Origin of the sequence: uncultured Flavonifractor sp. (assembly GCF_944385615.1) — a bacterium.
GTDB lineage: Bacteria > Bacillota > Clostridia > Oscillospirales > Oscillospiraceae > Flavonifractor.
The window spans coordinates 1-15,111 of record NZ_CALWXV010000052.1 but is presented as its reverse complement, the minus strand read 5'-3'; the positions used below and the strand labels follow the sequence as shown (position 1 = coordinate 15,111).

At 59.3% G+C, this 15,111-nt stretch carries 15 protein-coding genes, 1 tRNA gene and 4 pseudogenes; 6 read left to right on the top strand and 14 right to left on the bottom strand.

The features are described 5' to 3' along the window. Window positions 1-177: 177 nt before the first annotated feature. The 12 genes and pseudogenes from Q0J75_RS11295 to Q0J75_RS11240 form a co-directional block, all read right to left on the bottom strand. Entirely contained in the window at window positions 178-498 is a 321-nt protein-coding gene (locus tag Q0J75_RS11295) for a putative heavy metal-binding protein (protein WP_297201261.1), read from the bottom strand. Between the two features lie 57 nt (window positions 499-555). Then, window positions 556-1,380: an N-acetylmuramoyl-L-alanine amidase family protein gene (locus Q0J75_RS11290; protein ID WP_297201258.1), complete on the bottom strand. Its 825-nt coding sequence runs from the start codon at window positions 1,378-1,380 to the stop codon at window positions 556-558. Window positions 1,381-1,614: 234 nt separating this feature from the next. Further along, a complete protein-coding gene (locus Q0J75_RS11285) occupies window positions 1,615-2,697 on the bottom strand; it encodes a hypothetical protein (RefSeq protein WP_297201255.1) in 1,083 nt (360 codons plus the stop codon). Between the two features lie 74 nt (window positions 2,698-2,771). Next, window positions 2,772-3,263: pseudogene (locus tag Q0J75_RS11280) on the bottom strand (sigma-70 family RNA polymerase sigma factor); the annotation flags it as partial. 24 nt (window positions 3,264-3,287) lie between these two features. Beyond that, a complete protein-coding gene (locus Q0J75_RS11275; RefSeq protein WP_297201251.1) occupies window positions 3,288-4,673 on the bottom strand; it encodes a recombinase family protein in 1,386 nt (461 codons plus the stop codon). An 80-nt stretch (window positions 4,674-4,753) separates the two neighbouring features. Then, window positions 4,754-4,879 carry a hypothetical protein gene (locus Q0J75_RS11270; RefSeq protein ID WP_297201248.1) on the bottom strand — a complete coding sequence of 42 codons (126 nt, stop codon included), beginning with the start codon at window positions 4,877-4,879 and terminating at the stop codon, window positions 4,754-4,756. Between the two features lie 95 nt (window positions 4,880-4,974). Continuing rightward, on the bottom strand, window positions 4,975-5,688 hold the full coding sequence (locus tag Q0J75_RS11265; protein WP_297201244.1) for a HesA/MoeB/ThiF family protein: 714 nt from the start codon (window positions 5,686-5,688) through the stop codon (window positions 4,975-4,977). 9 nt (window positions 5,689-5,697) lie between these two features. Continuing rightward, entirely contained in the window at window positions 5,698-5,946 is a 249-nt protein-coding gene (locus tag Q0J75_RS11260; protein WP_297201241.1) for a MoaD/ThiS family protein, read from the bottom strand. 1 nt (window position 5,947) lies between these two features. Then, complete coding sequence (locus tag Q0J75_RS11255) at window positions 5,948-7,846, bottom strand: aldehyde ferredoxin oxidoreductase family protein (protein WP_297201238.1); 1,899 nt, start codon at window positions 7,844-7,846, stop codon at window positions 5,948-5,950. Beyond that, window positions 7,843-8,271 (bottom strand): 4Fe-4S binding protein, encoded by a 429-nt coding sequence (locus tag Q0J75_RS11250; RefSeq protein ID WP_297201235.1) that lies wholly within the window; start codon window positions 8,269-8,271, stop codon window positions 7,843-7,845. The genes Q0J75_RS11255 and Q0J75_RS11250 overlap by 4 nt, the downstream gene beginning before the upstream one ends. A gap of 68 nt (window positions 8,272-8,339) precedes the next feature. Next, the gene (locus Q0J75_RS11245) at window positions 8,340-9,542 is read right to left on the bottom strand and encodes an iron-containing alcohol dehydrogenase (protein WP_297201232.1); all 1,203 of its coding nucleotides are present in this window, start codon (window positions 9,540-9,542) and stop codon (window positions 8,340-8,342) included. A 163-nt stretch (window positions 9,543-9,705) separates the two neighbouring features. Next, a pseudogene (locus tag Q0J75_RS11240) lies at window positions 9,706-9,990 on the bottom strand (sigma-70 family RNA polymerase sigma factor); the annotation flags it as partial. 189 nt (window positions 9,991-10,179) lie between these two features. On the opposite strand from Q0J75_RS11240, the gene Q0J75_RS11235 reads away from it, so the two are divergent. The 5 genes and pseudogenes from Q0J75_RS11235 to Q0J75_RS11215 all read left to right on the top strand — a co-directional run bounded on the left by Q0J75_RS11235 (window position 10,180) and on the right by Q0J75_RS11215 (window position 13,719). Further along, on the top strand, window positions 10,180-11,580 hold the full coding sequence (locus Q0J75_RS11235; protein WP_297201229.1) for a PLP-dependent aminotransferase family protein: 1,401 nt from the start codon (window positions 10,180-10,182) through the stop codon (window positions 11,578-11,580). Between the two features lie 71 nt (window positions 11,581-11,651). Then, window positions 11,652-11,879 carry a hypothetical protein gene (locus Q0J75_RS11230; protein ID WP_297201226.1) on the top strand — a complete coding sequence of 76 codons (228 nt, stop codon included), beginning with the start codon at window positions 11,652-11,654 and terminating at the stop codon, window positions 11,877-11,879. Between the two features lie 101 nt (window positions 11,880-11,980). Continuing rightward, window positions 11,981-12,564 (top strand): annotated as a pseudogene (locus Q0J75_RS11225) (hydrolase). 345 nt (window positions 12,565-12,909) lie between these two features. After that, window positions 12,910-13,158 carry a hypothetical protein gene (locus Q0J75_RS11220; RefSeq protein WP_297201223.1) on the top strand — a complete coding sequence of 83 codons (249 nt, stop codon included), beginning with the start codon at window positions 12,910-12,912 and terminating at the stop codon, window positions 13,156-13,158. A gap of 485 nt (window positions 13,159-13,643) precedes the next feature. Further along, a tRNA-Pro gene (locus Q0J75_RS11215) sits at window positions 13,644-13,719 on the top strand. A 183-nt stretch (window positions 13,720-13,902) separates the two neighbouring features. On the opposite strand, the gene Q0J75_RS11210 is transcribed toward Q0J75_RS11215, so the two are convergent. Next, on the bottom strand, window positions 13,903-14,124 hold the full coding sequence (locus tag Q0J75_RS11210; protein ID WP_297201220.1) for a helix-turn-helix domain-containing protein: 222 nt from the start codon (window positions 14,122-14,124) through the stop codon (window positions 13,903-13,905). 101 nt (window positions 14,125-14,225) lie between these two features. Here Q0J75_RS11210 and Q0J75_RS11205 point away from each other — a divergent pair, with 101 nt between their 5' ends. Further along, the gene (locus Q0J75_RS11205) at window positions 14,226-14,477 is read left to right on the top strand and encodes a hypothetical protein (RefSeq protein ID WP_297201217.1); all 252 of its coding nucleotides are present in this window, start codon (window positions 14,226-14,228) and stop codon (window positions 14,475-14,477) included. 69 nt (window positions 14,478-14,546) lie between these two features. On the opposite strand, the pseudogene Q0J75_RS11200 reads toward Q0J75_RS11205, so the two are convergent. Continuing rightward, window positions 14,547-14,792: pseudogene (locus Q0J75_RS11200) on the bottom strand (site-specific integrase); the annotation flags it as partial. Between the last annotated feature and the right edge of the window lie 319 nt (window positions 14,793-15,111).

The window sequence follows — 15,111 nt, the reverse complement described above, 5'->3', positions numbered from 1 at the left end:
TTCTCACCACCTCCTCTATTTTATCTCATCTAAATGAAAAAGCCCAGCTTTCGCTGGACTTTTTCGACAGGCTGAAGCACCTGCAAAGCAGGTGCTTCTTTTTTGGCTACCTGGAAACTGTAAAGATGAAAAATAACCACACCTGATGGTGTGGTTATTTTTCGTCTTCAATCAATCTCAGTCCAGCTGGACCGCCGTACCGGACACACTGACCATGAGCATCCCGTTGTTGCTGCCCAGCACCTCATAGTCCACGTCCACGCCCACCACAGCGTCGGCTCCCATCTGCGCGGCCCGGTCGCTCATTTCCGCAATAGCCTCTTGCCTGGCCCGCTGGAGCTCCTCCTCATACCCTGAACTCCGGCCACCGAAGAAGTTACGCAAGCCAGCGCCCAGATCCCGGAAGAAATCCACGCCGGAGACCACCTCTCCGAATACAATGCCCTGATAGGCCCGAATTGTCCGGCCTTCCACAGAGTTTGTGGTTGTAATGATCATGATCCCTCGCTCCTTTCTGTATACGCGTCTTTTCTGGACCAGTTTGAATCCGTCCCGTCAGCAAGCCTCTCCCAGCATGGCCCCGATTCCCTCCGCAATGGCGGAGGCCAGGGTCTGCTGATACTCCTCCGAGGCCAGAAGCTCCAGCTCGGCCGGGTTGGTCATATAGCCCACCTCGATCAGCACCGCCGGCATGTCGGCCTCCCGCAGTACCTGGAAGTTGCCCTCCTTGCTCTCCCGTGTGTCGATTTCACTGGCCTCTGTGGCTGTTGCGATGGCCTCAGCCAGCTGTTCCCCCGCCTCAGAGCGATAATAATAGCACTCCAGACCGGAGATCGAGTCATCCACATAGGAATTGCAGTGGATGCTGACAAAGCAGTCCCCCTCAGCCTGGTTGGCAATCTGGGCCCGCTCAGCCAGGCCCACATCCATATCATCGCCGCGGGTCAGTACAACGTCAAACCCCATCTGCTCCAGCCGCGTTTTGAGCCGCTGGGTGATCGCCATAGCGATCTCCTTTTCCTGCAAGTCCCCAATGACACAGCCCGGCTGTGCCCCGCCGTGTCCGGCGTCCAGCACCACCGTAATGCCCAGGGGCGCCACGGCGGCGGCGGCCGCTGTCAGGCCGTTCCCGTCAGCCTGGGATATAGGCACAGGCTGTACGTCGTTCTTTTTGTGTGCGGAAGCCCGTGACGTCAGAGACAGCACGCCTTTGGCCCCCAGAACCAGGCACAGCACCGCCGCCAGCACCACCGCTCCTCGCTGCATGTAAGCCCGAAGCTGATACCGGCGCTTGTTCCGGCGTCTGCGGCTTTTGCTTGGTCTTGTTATAGACGTCCTCTCCTGCTTCTCCAGACTTTCCTCCCTATGTTCCATCCTCATATAACAGTCTCCCCGATTTCGCCGCGCCGCCACGGGAGCACAGGCGCATCGGTCTGTGCGGCTGATGATTCTGGTGCGCTCCCCTCTTTTCACAGTCTAATGCATAAACCGATTCTTCGTCAATCCCCAAAATAATCGTTGGGCTCAGGTACTTTGTTTATTTCCGCACAAAAACACCCCTCCGGGATAAACATCCCGGAGGGGTAAGGCAATCGCAGATCTTTTTCAACCGTCTCAGAGTACACCCTTGCGGACGTTGACCACAAAGTCCTGCACATTGGTGACAATGGTACGCACCGACAGGCTGCCACGGTCCCGCAGCTTGTTGACGGCAAACTCGGAGATATCCACCGAGTAGAAATACACCGGGCGCACCACCCCATTGACCACCCGGTAAGAGGGGGTCATATTGCCGGTGGCCACCGTATGGAGGGTGGAGGCCATACAGATTACGGTAGTGGCCGTCTTCACCAGAGCACGCATGGCGTCCTGGCCCTCGTACACGTTGCCATACACCTCGGGCAGAGGGCCGTCGTCCCGGACGGAGCCCACCAGCACATAGGGCACATCATGGTTGACGCACTCATAGATGATGCCGTCCTTCACCTTGCCGGAGCGGACAAAGGCGGCGGTGGAGCCGCACATCCGCACGGCGTTGATGGTGTCGATGTGGTTATAGTGGCCGTTTGGCATACTCTTCTGGGTATAGATGTCCTGGCCCAGGGCGGTGCGGAGATAGCCCGCCTCCAGGTCGTGGGTGGCCAGGGCGTTGCCTGCCAGCAGGCCGTGGACATAGCCTCCCCGCACCAGAGCGGCAAAGGCGTCCCGGGCGTCGTGGTCAAAGGCGCAGGCGGGCCCCATGACCCACAGGATACGGCCGTGCTCCTTCTCGTGGCGGAGCAGCTCATAGATGGAGTCGTAATCCATGGAGTAGGCCGTCTCCCGGGACCGGCCCTGGCGGAAGGAGAAGGTCTCCTGCTCCCCCTTCTCCTCCTCAAAACCGCTGGCGTGGATGTAGATGCCCTGGGAGGCGTCCTCGGTGCGGCCCACCACCACCGGCTCCCCCTCCCGCAGGTTGCGGAACTCCACCACTGCAATTTTACCCTCCCGCAGGACCGCCACGCAGTCCATACGGCTCTCCTCCGCCAACAACCAGGCGCCGTTTACCTTAAAATATTCCGGGAAAATGCTGGTAGCGTGGTAGCCCTCCGGCGCCACCCCGTCCCGGGGGGCGGGCTGAAAGGTTGCATCAGGAGCGGAGCGAAACATGGTCTGGTCAAAATCCGGGGCATGATACTGCGGAAGCGTAAAGCTCATGGGGATCAGAACTCCTTTCCGTCATGTTGTCCCCTTCATTGTATCATGGCCGTTTCAGATTGGCAATCAGTTCTTTAAAGGTCCTTTTTAATGCGGTTGATTGCACTTTTTTCCAATCTTGACACCTGTGCCTGGGAGATACCCACCTCGGCGGACACCTCCATTTGGGTCTTGCCCTCAAAAAAGCGCATCCGCAGAATCCGCTTCTCCCGGTCGTTGAGCCGCTCCATGGCCTCTTTCAGGGCGATGTGCTCCAGCCAGCTCTCATCGGTGTTTTTGGAGTCCTTCACCTGGTCCATCACACAGATGGTATCCCCACCGTGCTCATATACCGGCTCGTAGAGGGATACCGGGTCCAGGATCGCGTCCAGGGCAAACACCACGTCCTCCCGTTTCAGCTCCAGCATCTTGGCGATCTCCTCTATGCTGGGCTCCCGCTGGTGCTCGTTCATAAAGGCCTCTTTGGCCTGGAGCACCCGGTAGGCGGTATCCCGCATGGAGCGGGACACCCGGAGAGAGGAGTTGTCCCGGAGATAGCGCCGGATTTCCCCGACAATCATCGGCATGATCCACCACTTGGGGAAAACAACCTAAAACTGAAGAAAGGTGTAGTAGATCTCCACCTTGGGTCCCTCCACTACGATGCGGTCCACGCAGTCCCGGATCACCGCCTGCCGCTCCTCCTGGGTCAGGCAGGGCCATGCCTCCCGGATACCGGCAGCCTGCTCCCGCAGGTCCTCCAGCCGGGCAGCCCGGCGGCGGGTGGCCTCCTCGGCGGCGTGCTCCTGCCGCAGCAGCTCCAGCTGCCGCCGCACCTCCCGTACGGAATCCACCAGTACCGGGTCCTCCCCCTCGGCAAAAAGCTGGTAAAGCCGCCGCAGCTTGCCCTCCAGGTGATCCATCTCCCCCTCCAGCTGGGCCAGGGGGTCGGGGAGCGTGCCAGCATCCTCCCCCAGGCGGGCGGACACCTGGAACAGGTCCCTTAGCACCTGAGCCTCCAGGTCCTCCGCCCACACCGCCTCGGCCTGACAGCCCTCCCCCTTCCACATATGGGGCTTGGAGGGGTCCCGGCCATAGCACCGCAGCTTGTAGCCATTTTTGCCCCAGCGGATGTACCGCATCCGGGCGCCGCAGGCACCGCAGTACACCAGTCCGGTGAGCAAGTGCCGGTGCCCGGCGGCGGTACGGTTCTTGGTTCCCCGGTCTTTCATCCGGTCCTGTACCAGATAAAAAAGCTCCTCAGGCACAATGGGCTGGTGTAGGCCCTTATACTCTTCCCCCTTGTAGGTGATGATGCCGATGTTGCTCTTCCGGGTGAGGATCTGAGTTACCAGCTTGTCATACTTCAGCCCCAGCAGGTCTGCGATCCGCTGAGCCGACCAGCCCTTCAGGTAGAGGTCGTACATCTGCCGTACCTTGGGGGCGTCGGCGTTGGGTACCAGAATCCCAGCGGTCTGGTCGTAGTCGTAGCCATAGGGCACCCCGCCGCCCCCCATCCAGTAGCCCTGCCGCACCCGCTCCACCATGCCCATCCGGGTGCGCAGGTAAATGTTCTCCCGCTCCAACTGGGCGAAGGCGGACAGGATGCCGATCATGGCCCGGCCGTAAGGGGTGGAGGTGTCGATGCTCTCATTGAGGGAAATGAAGTCCACTTCATTGGGGAGGAATACATCTTCAATGAGGTACAGGGTGTCCTTCTGGCTTCTGGACAGCCGGTCCAGCTTGAACACCACCACCGTGGCCACCTGTCCCGCTCGGACGTCGGCAATGAGTCTGGTCATCTCCGGCCGGTCCAAATTGCTGCCGCTGTAGCCTCCGTCGGTATAAAACCGGTACCTCTCCCACCCCATGGCTTTACAGTAGGCCTCCAGCCGCTCGGTCTGGGCCTGGATGGAATAGCCCTCCTCCGCCTGGGCCTCGGTGGATACCCGGATATAGAGGGCCCGCAGGGGGTTGTCTTGATTATTTTCTTTCATGCTTGCTCCTTCCCGGGCGCTGTCCCGGGGCCCTCCCATTGTACCCGACCAGTCTCTCCCCCGCAATTCCTTTTTCTGGGTCACCCTTTTTGCCTCCGGCTCCTAGCCTGCCGCAGCAGCTGGACCAGCACCGGATTGTCCACCTGCTGCCGGGGCAGCCGCTCCCCGGAAATCGGTTTCCCGTTGATATAGCGCCGTACTTCCACGGTATCGCCTCCCGTGTCAGTATGCCCAATTTGTAGGGGACACAGACAAAAGGCCTGAGACCGGACACCTCCGATCTCAGGCCTTGTTCATGGTTCTATGTTCCGCAGACGGAACAGTCCGGGCTGCGCTCCACCGGCACCCGCTCCAGCTCCAGCCGCTTACCGTCGTAGAGCAGCAGCTCCCCCGGAATAGGGTTTTCCCCCAGCAGCAGCTGGAGCGCCACAGAGGCCATCAGAGAGCCCACCGCTCCGGTGACCACCCCCAGGGCCTCCCCGCTCTGTTCCAGGGTAGTCCCGGCATAGCAGCACGCCAGACAGGGGGTTTTACAGGGCTCCACCGCCATAATAGTGCCATACCACCCCTCCACGCCGCCGTTGACCAGGGGCAGACCCTGTTCCACACAGACGGCGTTCAGCGCCAGCCGTCCCTCCAAATTGTCCACCGCCGCCACCGCCAGCTGACAGCCCGCTAACATGGCTTTGCCGTTCTCCCGATCCAGTTGGCAGACTTGTCCCTCCACCCGCAGCTCCGGATTGAAGGCGGCCAGCTGCCGGGCAGCCACCTCTGCCTTGGGGCGGCCCAGATCGGCCTGGGTGAAGAGGAATTGCCGGTTCAGGTTGCTCAGGGACACGGTGTCCCCGTCCATCACCACCAGCCGTCCCACACCGGCCCCGGCCAAGGCGTAGAGCACCGGTCCGCCCAGTCCCCCAGCCCCTACCACCAGTACGGAGGAGGCCGCCAGACGGTTCTGCCCCTCCGTGCCGATCTCCGGGATGTTCAGCTGCCGCCTGTATCGCTCCAGCTCCACCGTATCCTCCTATCCGCCGCCGCACACCGGGATAAACTCCACCAGGCTGTCCAGCCCCGCCGGGGTGCGAAAGCCCTTCTCCGCCCCGGCGCTCCGCCGGTCCACAATGATGTGGCTCCGCTTGGCCAGCCGGTAGGCCTCCGCCCCGTGCTGCCGTTTGATCTGATCCAGCAACTTGGCCACCGTGGTACCCTCCAGCGCCTCCTGCCGGCAGCCAGTCAGGTCGGCCAAATGACCGTGATAGCGCACCTGGGCCATGCTATCCCTCCTCCGGCAGGGGGATACCCAGGTGCCGCAACCGCTTGGCGGTGGGCACACCGTGGGCGTCCCACCCCCGGACCTTGTAGTACACCGGCAGCATCTGGTCCAGCGGCACCACCGTATCCGGCTGGTCAGGCTCCTGGGGCGTCTTGGTGAGCCGTTCGGGCAGGGCGTCATCCGCCCTGGTGAGGCCCTCCCGCAGGTTGTACAGCCTCTCCACATTGTAGCTCCGCTCCCCCACGGTGAAAAACTTGCCAATGGTCATGGGCAGGCCGGTAGCCAGGGCGATGGACTTGCTGTGGGGCACCAGCATACAGTTGATGGGCATGATCCAGGGCATACACTTCCAAATCTGACTCAGCAGGGGCCGGGCGGCCAGCATTGCTTTGCCCGCCGCCCGACAGACAAAGCTGGCCGGGCCGAATTTGAACAGGATACCGGGGATCATGGCCTGCATGGTAAACAGGCAGAATCCGGCGGCGGAGGCCGCCTCCATGCCGTTTTGGAAGAATACCGTCAACTCCGGTTTGCCCTTGGGGGTCTGGGCGTCCATGCTGATGACCCCCACCGACTCCAGCAAGGCCAGATAGCCGCCGTTCAGGTGGCAGCCCCCCCGGTTGGCGGTGGCATATCCCAGGCCCATACCCACGCTTTTCCGGGGCTCGTAGGAGGCCAGTTCCAGGCCCTTGGAGTGGATGGCAAAGTCAGCGCCGCCGTACTTCTCGCTTAAAATTTTGCTGCCCTCCGCCAGCTCCCCGGCAGGGCCCCGGCGGCAGGCCACATCCTCCACCACCCGGAGCAGGTCCTCCGGCTGGCCGGGCTTCAGGCCAAAGTCCCCCATGCCCTTCTCCTGGAGCTCCATGGCAAAGGCGATGGTCCCCGCCAGAGAGATAGTGTCCATCCCCAGCAGGTCACACCGGTAGTTGAGCTCATTGATAAGGTCCAAGTTGTTGTTTTCCAGATTGGGGCCGAAGAGGCCCAGGGTCTCATACTCCGGGCCTTTCACGTCCTTGCCCTTTACCTTCACCCGCCGCTCGCACCGGATGGGGCAGCTGACACAGCCGCTGTTGCGTAGCAGTTTGGTGTCCGCCAGGGTCTCGCCGCTGACGTCCTCGTAGTGCTCATACCGGCCCCGAGTGAAATTGCGGGTGGGCAGCACACCGGAGGCGTTGGCCTTGCTCACCAGCCCCGCCGAGCCGTACCGTGGCAGGCTGTCCCCGGTCATGGGGTGCTTCTTCAGCTGCTTCACCCACTTGCGGGTATGGGCCTCAAAGCCCTCGGGATTGGCCTTGACCACCTCACGGGTGCCAAAAGCGATGATCGCTTTCAGGTTCTTACTGCCCATCACAGCCCCGGCCCCGCACCGGCCCGCCACCCGCTCGCCGCTGGCAGCGCAAGCAAAGCGGACCTGATTCTCCCCGGCGGGGCCGATGACCAGCTTGCCGTACCGCTCCGGCAGCTCCTCCTGGATTCGTTCGGTGTCCAGCCCCTGGAGCTGGGGGCAGGGCTCGATACGGATCTTGCCGTCCTCCACCACCACCATGCTTAGCTCGGGGGCCTTGCCGCACAGGATAAGTCCATCAAAGCCCGCCTTTTTCAGCAGCATCCCAAAGGGGCCGCCGCAGTTGGAGGAGGCGATGCCGCCGGTGAGCACATTTTTGAAGGTCATGTTGAAGCGGCTGGAGCTGGGGGCGCCGGTGTCGTTCATAGGGCCGGTGTTGACGATGAGCACCGCCTCCGGGCTCAGGGGGTCCAGCCCCGCCGGGGTCAGATCGGTGAGCAGCCGGGCCCCCAGGGCTTTGCCCCCCAGATATTGCTCAAACAGCTTGGCGGAGATGGTGCACTTCCGCCACCGGCCGTTTGTCAGATCCACTTGGGCGTATACCGGTAAGATCATACCGCTCCCCCCTCCTTCATGGTAATGGCCCCCACGCCGCAGGCCTTGGCGCACAGCCCGCAGCCCACGCACTTGGCCGGGTCGCTGAGCTGGGCAAAGACCGCCAGATCCCCCTTTTCCCTGGGCAGGCTGATGGACAGGCAGGAAAAGCCGCAGGCGAGCACACACATGGAGCAGGCGGTGCAGAGGGTGGTGTCGATGTGGGGCTTGGGCCACTTCTCTCTGGGGACCTTGTGGCTGCGCAGGCCGGGCAGGGGTCCCTCGATGGCCCCTTTGGGACACACCCGGCCGCACACCCCGCACTGGGTACAGCGCACCGGGTCAATGGTATGTACCCCCTTGATTTCCCCGGAAATGGCCCCCACCGGGCAGTTTTTGGCGCACAGGGTACAGCCCACGCAGTCCTGTGTAATCTGGTAAGCCATCCGGCTCCCTCCTTACCATATTGGAAGAGCCCACCCTACCCGCAGACGGGGCGGGTGAGATTGCTCCCTCATGCATCCTCTTTGGCGCACACCGCCTCCATCAGCTTGCGGGCGTGCTCCCGGGTAAAGTACCGGGGTACCGGATAGACCCCGTGGCACTCCTGGAAGGCCATGTCGATGACCTCTTCGATGGCGGAGGCCGGGAACTTTTCAAACCGCTTGGGAATCTCCATCTGCCGGTTCAGCTGATAGAGCAGCTTGACAAACCTGGTGGCCCGGACCTGGTCGCTGTCTCCCGGCGTGCCCAGATTCAGCATCTTTGCCAGCTGGGCAAATCGCTTGCCGCACACCGGCAGATAATAGCGCATCACATGGGGCAGCAGTACTGCGTTGGCCAAGCCGTGGGGCACCCCGAACTTGCCCCCGATGGTGTGGGCAAAAGCGTGGACATAGCCCACATAGGTGCGGGTAAAGGCCATACCGGCGAAGAAGGAGGCGGTGAGCAGGGCCTCCCGCCCCTCCAGATTGGCGGGATTCTCCCACACCTTGGGCAGGTACTGGAAGATAAGCCGCACCGCAATGCGGGCCTGGCGGTCGGTCTCCTCATCGGCATAGCCCGCCACATAGGCCTCCAGCGCGTGGGTCAGGGCATCCAGCGCCGTATAGGCGGTGGTGGTCTTGGGCAAGCCTACCGTCAGCTCTGGGTCCAGAATGGCAAACATGGGCACCAGCTTGGGGTCCAGGATCTGTTTTTTGCTGTGGGTGGCGGTATCTGAGATGATAGCGGCCACGGTGGTCTCACTGCCGGTACCCGCGGTGGTGGGTACCGCGATGAGGGGCAGCATGTGACGGTGCACCTTGAACATTCCTGCCAAGGCCTCGGCCTCGGTGTGGTTGGCCACCGCCGCGGCCACCGATTTTGCGGTGTCCATCACCGATCCTCCCCCCACCGCCACCACCGTATCGCAGCCGGTACAGGCCTGTTTGGCGCTGGCCACAATGGCAAAGGTGGGATCGGACTGTACGCCGTCAAAGACGGTATACTCCACTTCGGCCCGCCGGATACTGTCCAGCAGGCCATTCAGCAGACCGGACTGGTGCAGAAATCCGTCCGTAATGACCAAGGCCTTTCTGGCGCCCAGCATCTTCAGCAGCCGCCCCGTCTCTTCGGCCTTTCCCGGCCCGATATAAGTCACTGGCGTGGGCTTGGACACAAGTTTGATGACCGGCTTGCGCACGGCAATACTCAGCTTGGACATCGTGGTATTCATCATATTCCCTCCTCATCGCCCATACACGCTGGGTTTTTTCATCCCTATTTTACCACCCGCACATATTGGAAGCAAGATTTCAGAATCTAAAATATTCAGTCTTACTCTTTTGTCAGCGCCCTCATCATATCTTTGCCCCGTTTTTCCCCAATGGTATGCTGGTCGGCACGCCGTAGGTGGAAAAACGCACGTCCAGATCGGTATTGAAGTTATCAATGGCCTTGATAAGTCCGATACACCCCACCTGAAACAGATCGTCGGCATTCTCCCCTCGGTTGGAAAATTTCTGGATCACCGACAACACCAGCCGCAGATTGCCCGCAATGAGCTGTTCCCTGGCCTCCATATCCCCCTGCTTGACCCGTCGGAGCAGCTCCATGGTCTCCTCATTTTTCAGCACCTTCAGCTTTGCCGTATTGACGCCGCAGATCTCGACCTTTCCCTGCATGGACCATGCCTCCTCTTCTCTTTGTCTGTGTTCAGTATGTCCCCGCCGGTCCCTTTCATACGGTGGTCCCGGCGGGAATCTTTTTTATCGTGGGACCGGTTTCGATGGACTTCGGTCCCTCTTGCGCTCTGTTCCAGTATTCGATATAGTAGTAAGCAGGCTATCCTACCTTTTGAAGGGAGGGAGCGTATGCTCACCCCTATTTTAGACAGCGGGGCCGCTATGCCCCTGTATGAACAGCTCTACCGCCACATTCGGGGAGAGATCGAGGCGGGCCGTCTGGCTGCCGGGGAGCGGCTGCCCTCCAAGCGGGCCTTGGCCGCCCATCTGAAAATCAGCGTGGTGACGGTGGAAGGGGCCTATGGACAGCTGCTGGCCGAGGGCTATCTTCAGTCCAAACCCAAGCGAGGCTTTTTTGTCCAGGCGGCAGAGTCTGCCCTGACAGAGGTCCAGCTTCCCCGCCTTTCGCCCCCCCAGGAGGCCACCCGCCCCACCTTTCGCTACGACTTTTCCACCAGCGCGGTGGACACCGCTCTGTTCCCCTTTGCCACTTGGGCCAAGCTGATGCGGGAGGTTCTGTCCCAACAGGAGGACACCCTGCTCAACACCCCCCATCCCCAGGGCGTGCCCGCCCTGCGGCAGGCCATTGCCGCCCACTTGTACCGCTTCCGGGGCATCCAGGCCGATCCCTCCCAAATCGTGGTAGGTGCCGGTTCAGAGGTGCTCACCACCCTGCTGGTGCAGCTGCTGGGCCGGTCTGGCTGCTACGGCGTGGAAAATCCGGGCTACACCAAGACCCACCGCATCCTCCGTAGCTGCGGGGTCCAAGTGGAGCCCATCTCTCTGGACAGTCAGGGCTTGCAGGTAGACCAGCTGGACCAGCATGGCGTCCAGGTGGTCCACGTCACCCCCTCCCACCACTTTCCCCTTGGTATCATCATGCCGGTGACCCGGCGGCAGGCACTGCTGCGCTGGGCCTCTGCCCAGCCCCAGCGCTATATTCTGGAGGACGACTACGACAGTGAGTTCCGCTTCTCCGGCCGTCCCATCCCCGCCCTTCAGAGCCTGGACAAAGGGGAGCGGGTGATCTACCTGAATACCTTTGCCAAAAGTCTGGCCCCCTCCCTGCGTATCAGTTACATGGTGCTGCCCCCTCATCTGGCGGAGCGGTGGCGGCGGGAGTTCTGGTTCTACTCCTCCACAGTCCCCTCCTTCGAGCAGTACGCTCTGTCCCGCTTTATGGACCGGGGCCACTTTGAGCGGCATCTGAACCGCACCCGCACCCACTACAAAGCCCGACGGGAGGCTCTTCTGGCCGCTGCCCGGGAGACTGGGCTGACCCAAGTGGGCTCCTTCGTCGGGGGAGACGCCGGTCTCCACCTGCTGCTGTGGATGGACCGCCGCTGGAAGGAGCCGGAACTGGCCGCCCGAGCGGCCGAGGTGGGTGTAGGAGTCTCCCCCCTGTCCATTTGCGACCTGACCCCGCCCCCAGCCGGCCGCCCCCCGGCCCTGATCCTGGGCTATACCCGGGTGGCCCCCCAGGATATGGCTCCCGCTCTGTCCCTGCTGAAATCCGCGTGGCAGTTTTAGGGTGAATTTTTTCAATAAGTTTCTGGTGTAGTGTTTGCCCTGGGATGGCATCCTATCCTTGGGGTGATCGTATGCACCAGCCTTATACCGACCTTTACGTGCTGTTTCGCCATGATCCCCGGGCCCAGGAATATTTTGACCATCTGCCCGCCCATGTGCAGGACCGCATCAGCGCCCAGTACCGCCAGGTGGACTCCCTGGACCGGCTCCAGCACTTTGCTGCCCGGTACCACGCATCCTATTTCCCTTTGGAGGATATCGGTGGGCGCACTTTTCTGCCGCCGCCGGGACAGCCATAGCCCCCAAAGCCCACCGGACCTACATCCAGGCCCGGTGGGCTTTGCATTGGGCGCGCTTCTGTGCTATAATGCAGCAAAGTACAAAAAGGAGGCTGTTTGCCATGGAACTGACCAGAGCGCAGGCCCTGGACCTGCTGAAGGAATACAATAAGGAACCTTTCCACCTCCGCCATGCCTTCACCGTGGAGGCCGTCATGGACTGGTTCGCCCGACAGTTGGGCTATGAAAATGAGGCTGGCTTCTGGGCCACTGCGGGTCTGCTTCACGATCTGGATTTTGAGCAGTATCCTGATGAGCACTGTGTCAAAGTCCGGGAGATCATGGAGGAAAAGGGCCTGGACCCCGCCCTCATCCATGCGGTGGTAAGTCACGGCTGGGGTATGACCGAGGGCAACGCGGAGCCCGAGCACCAGATGGAAAAGGTCCTCTTTGCTGTGGACGAACTCACCGGACTGATCGGCGCCGCCGCTCTGATGCGTCCTTCCAAGAGCGTTCAGGATATGGAGTTGTCCAGCCTGAAGAAGAAGTATAAGGACAAGCGCTTTGCCGCCGGCTGTGCTCCCGGGAGACTATTGCCCAAGGGGCCCAGATGCTGGGCTGGGAGCTGAACGACCTGCTGGAGCGCACCCTCCAGGCCATGAAGGACTGCGAGGCCGACATTGAGGCCCAGTGCGCCGGTCTGTAAGGCCTTGTTTGAAAATAGTCAACAGGCTCGATTGGCAGACCATACAGAGTGCTTGGAGTGCAAAAGTAACTTACTGCAGGAACACCATAAACAGGAGGACAACTCTGTTGGGTTGTCCTCCTATTCGTTTCCTCAAGCAGCCGGGACCATAATTCCGTTCTGCCGTCTGTAGTGCTTCCACAAATTCCCTCATGCCGTTTGCTGTTAAAAGAATAACATCTGTGCATAAAAAACCAATTTGTCAAGTACGAGTTTTGATGTACTTTACGTCTTCTTTCGTACTGGTACAGAGCGCGGCTTTTTTATAAAATAAGGGAAACGAATAAATGTAGGGGGCGCTCTATTATGGAGAAAGAGGACACAAAAATGTTAAAGGACTATTTTATCGCCTGTGAGGCCTGTTTTCCGGAACGGCGGTCCCAGCTGCGGCGGTTATCGTTGGCCCTGCGGCGGGAGCGGATCAACACCATGGAGCAGCTGTGCCATCTTCAGCAGACTGGACCGGACGCTCTGCTGGCCCTTCGCTCCATCGGAACGAAAAGCCTGGACTTGATCGAACAGGTCTGCACCCGGTATGAGGCACAGAGGACATGATTTCAGACGAATGATATAACCAGCCTCATGTCCCAAGATTGTCCCAAATAATTTAAGCACCGAAAATACGATCCACAAGCTTATAGTTTCCTTTGCTCCTAACTTTTATCAAGGACTGGGGATACAGTACTCCTACAAACTCTGCAATGACAGATAAAAATAGACTCTTGCAATTCTTGACAGCATATATTATAATATTAAATTGTCCGTTGCCTTACGCAATATGGTTTAGAGTGTTTACACTAACAGGATATTGTGTAAGTGGTAACACACTTGCTTTGGGAGCCACATGAGTCCCATCTATGAGGAAAAACTGTAACCCCGCAACCCGCTGGGGCACTACCAGAAGTAGGAACTGTTCCAGCAAAGGGCTTAGTCGAAAAACGACTTTGACCACAACTAGAAAATTTCATAACCGGGTGTAGCGCAGTTGGTAGCGCGCTTGCTTTGGGAGAAACCGCCCGGGCAGTTCCACAATTTCATTTCGGGGTGTTGCGCAGTTGGTAGCGCGCCTGCTTTGGGAGCAGGAGGCCCGGGGTTCGAGTCCCCGCACTCCGACCATTTTTCACAGAAAAACCGCCTTTTCAGGCGGTTTTTCTGTGTTTTTTGTTCTGTTTTTGCAGTTTATCCGATTGCTGTTCAGTAACGGTTCAAGGGGCAGAAAAGCGGTAGGAACATGAGCGAGGATGGCCGCCGAAATTGCCAAATCCCTAACCAATCCCTAACGGGAAAAAGAGCGATGATTTACCTGGCGGCGTAGGGCTTGCTGTTATTTGTCCGTCCCAGAATATAATCCGTGGACACCTTGTAGTAGTCCGCCAACTTCAGCAGATGGATCACCGGGATGGTCTGGAACCCACGCTCATAGCGGGAATAGACGGTCTGGCTGATTCCCAGAATTTCCGCCACATCCTCCTGCCGCAGGTCTTTATCTTCACGCAAATCTTTCAGTCTTTGGAAATGCATACCGCCCACCATCCTTAGTACTTATTGATACTATTGACGATATAGCATCTTCCTATTAGAATGTTGATGGTAGAACTAATAAGTACTAAGGAGGGCTTTGGATGGAATTGTTTCAGGAGATTCTCTGTCATGTTCTGGCAGACAAGAAGGTTCAGGTATCCTTCTCTGGGCTTACCGATACAGAGGTAATCAAAATTGCTGAGCTGGAGTGCTACAAGGCGCTGCAAAAAATCAAAGCCATTCTGGAGGACGACTCCCTGGAAGACAGTGAATGCTTTCATCAGATTGAAGAAATTGTCTGCGTGTTTGAGGCGCTTGGTTCCGGCTGCGGCAACCGGCATGATTTTGGCTGAGTCTATTGTCCGGCAGAGAAAATGGGGCGATACACGGAAAGCGTATCGCCCCATTTTAAATCGCTGCTTTTACCCCACCCTCTCGAACGGTATCACCTTGCACCGGTTCTCCTCCGGCGGGTCGGGAGGCTCCGGTCCCGGTTTGGCCGTGGCCGTTTCCATGAAGCCGCCGATCTTTTCCGCCGCGCCTCGCTGCATATCGTTGGTGATGTGCGTATAGGTGTCCAGGGTGAACCCAGCGCTGTAGTGGCCCAGCATACTGGACAGGGTCTTTACATCCACGCCACTGGAGAGGGCCATCGTAGCAAAAGTATGCCCTTACGGTATAATTACGACAAACCGGAAAAGCCCCGTAGGATCAAGGGTTTTGAGGTTTTCAGTCTGATTTTTTCATCCTTTTCCAAACCGAAAAATCATACTGAAATAAGTCGAATTGCAGGAGGTGTTTCATTAACGACAAATGAATAGCAGAAAGGAACTCAAAACCTTTTGATTCCAAACACAACAGAATATTGGATTTAAGCGAAGCCGTCACTTGTTTTAAGTGGCGGCTTTTGTTGTTTCCAGGGCTGTTATGCAGGCACATGACAACACCAAATCAGAAATGAGGTGAAGTCATTGAACACGCAAATCA

What these genes read in the sequence shown, in the direction of transcription:
- Q0J75_RS11210 (WP_297201220.1), bottom strand. Translation starts at nt 14,124, where the DNA reads ATGCATTTCCAAAGACTGAAAGATTTGCGTGAAGATAAAGACCTGCGG.
- Q0J75_RS11260 (WP_297201241.1), bottom strand. Translation starts at nt 5,946, where the DNA reads ATGGCCCAGGTGCGCTATCACGGTCATTTGGCCGACCTGACTGGCTGC.
- Q0J75_RS11220 (WP_297201223.1), top strand. Translation starts at nt 12,910, where the DNA reads ATGGAGAAAGAGGACACAAAAATGTTAAAGGACTATTTTATCGCCTGT.
- Q0J75_RS11245 (WP_297201232.1), bottom strand. Translation starts at nt 9,542, where the DNA reads ATGAATACCACGATGTCCAAGCTGAGTATTGCCGTGCGCAAGCCGGTC.
- Q0J75_RS11255 (WP_297201238.1), bottom strand. Translation starts at nt 7,846, where the DNA reads ATGATCTTACCGGTATACGCCCAAGTGGATCTGACAAACGGCCGGTGG.
- Q0J75_RS11235 (WP_297201229.1), top strand. Translation starts at nt 10,180, where the DNA reads ATGCTCACCCCTATTTTAGACAGCGGGGCCGCTATGCCCCTGTATGAA.
- Q0J75_RS11285 (WP_297201255.1), bottom strand. Translation starts at nt 2,697, where the DNA reads ATGAGCTTTACGCTTCCGCAGTATCATGCCCCGGATTTTGACCAGACC.
- Q0J75_RS11275 (WP_297201251.1), bottom strand. Translation starts at nt 4,673, where the DNA reads ATGAAAGAAAATAATCAAGACAACCCCCTGCGGGCCCTCTATATCCGG.
- Q0J75_RS11290 (WP_297201258.1), bottom strand. Translation starts at nt 1,380, where the DNA reads ATGAGGATGGAACATAGGGAGGAAAGTCTGGAGAAGCAGGAGAGGACG.
- Q0J75_RS11250 (WP_297201235.1), bottom strand. Translation starts at nt 8,271, where the DNA reads ATGGCTTACCAGATTACACAGGACTGCGTGGGCTGTACCCTGTGCGCC.
- Q0J75_RS11205 (WP_297201217.1), top strand. Translation starts at nt 14,226, where the DNA reads ATGGAATTGTTTCAGGAGATTCTCTGTCATGTTCTGGCAGACAAGAAG.
- Q0J75_RS11295 (WP_297201261.1), bottom strand. Translation starts at nt 498, where the DNA reads ATGATCATTACAACCACAAACTCTGTGGAAGGCCGGACAATTCGGGCC.
- Q0J75_RS11230 (WP_297201226.1), top strand. Translation starts at nt 11,652, where the DNA reads ATGCACCAGCCTTATACCGACCTTTACGTGCTGTTTCGCCATGATCCC.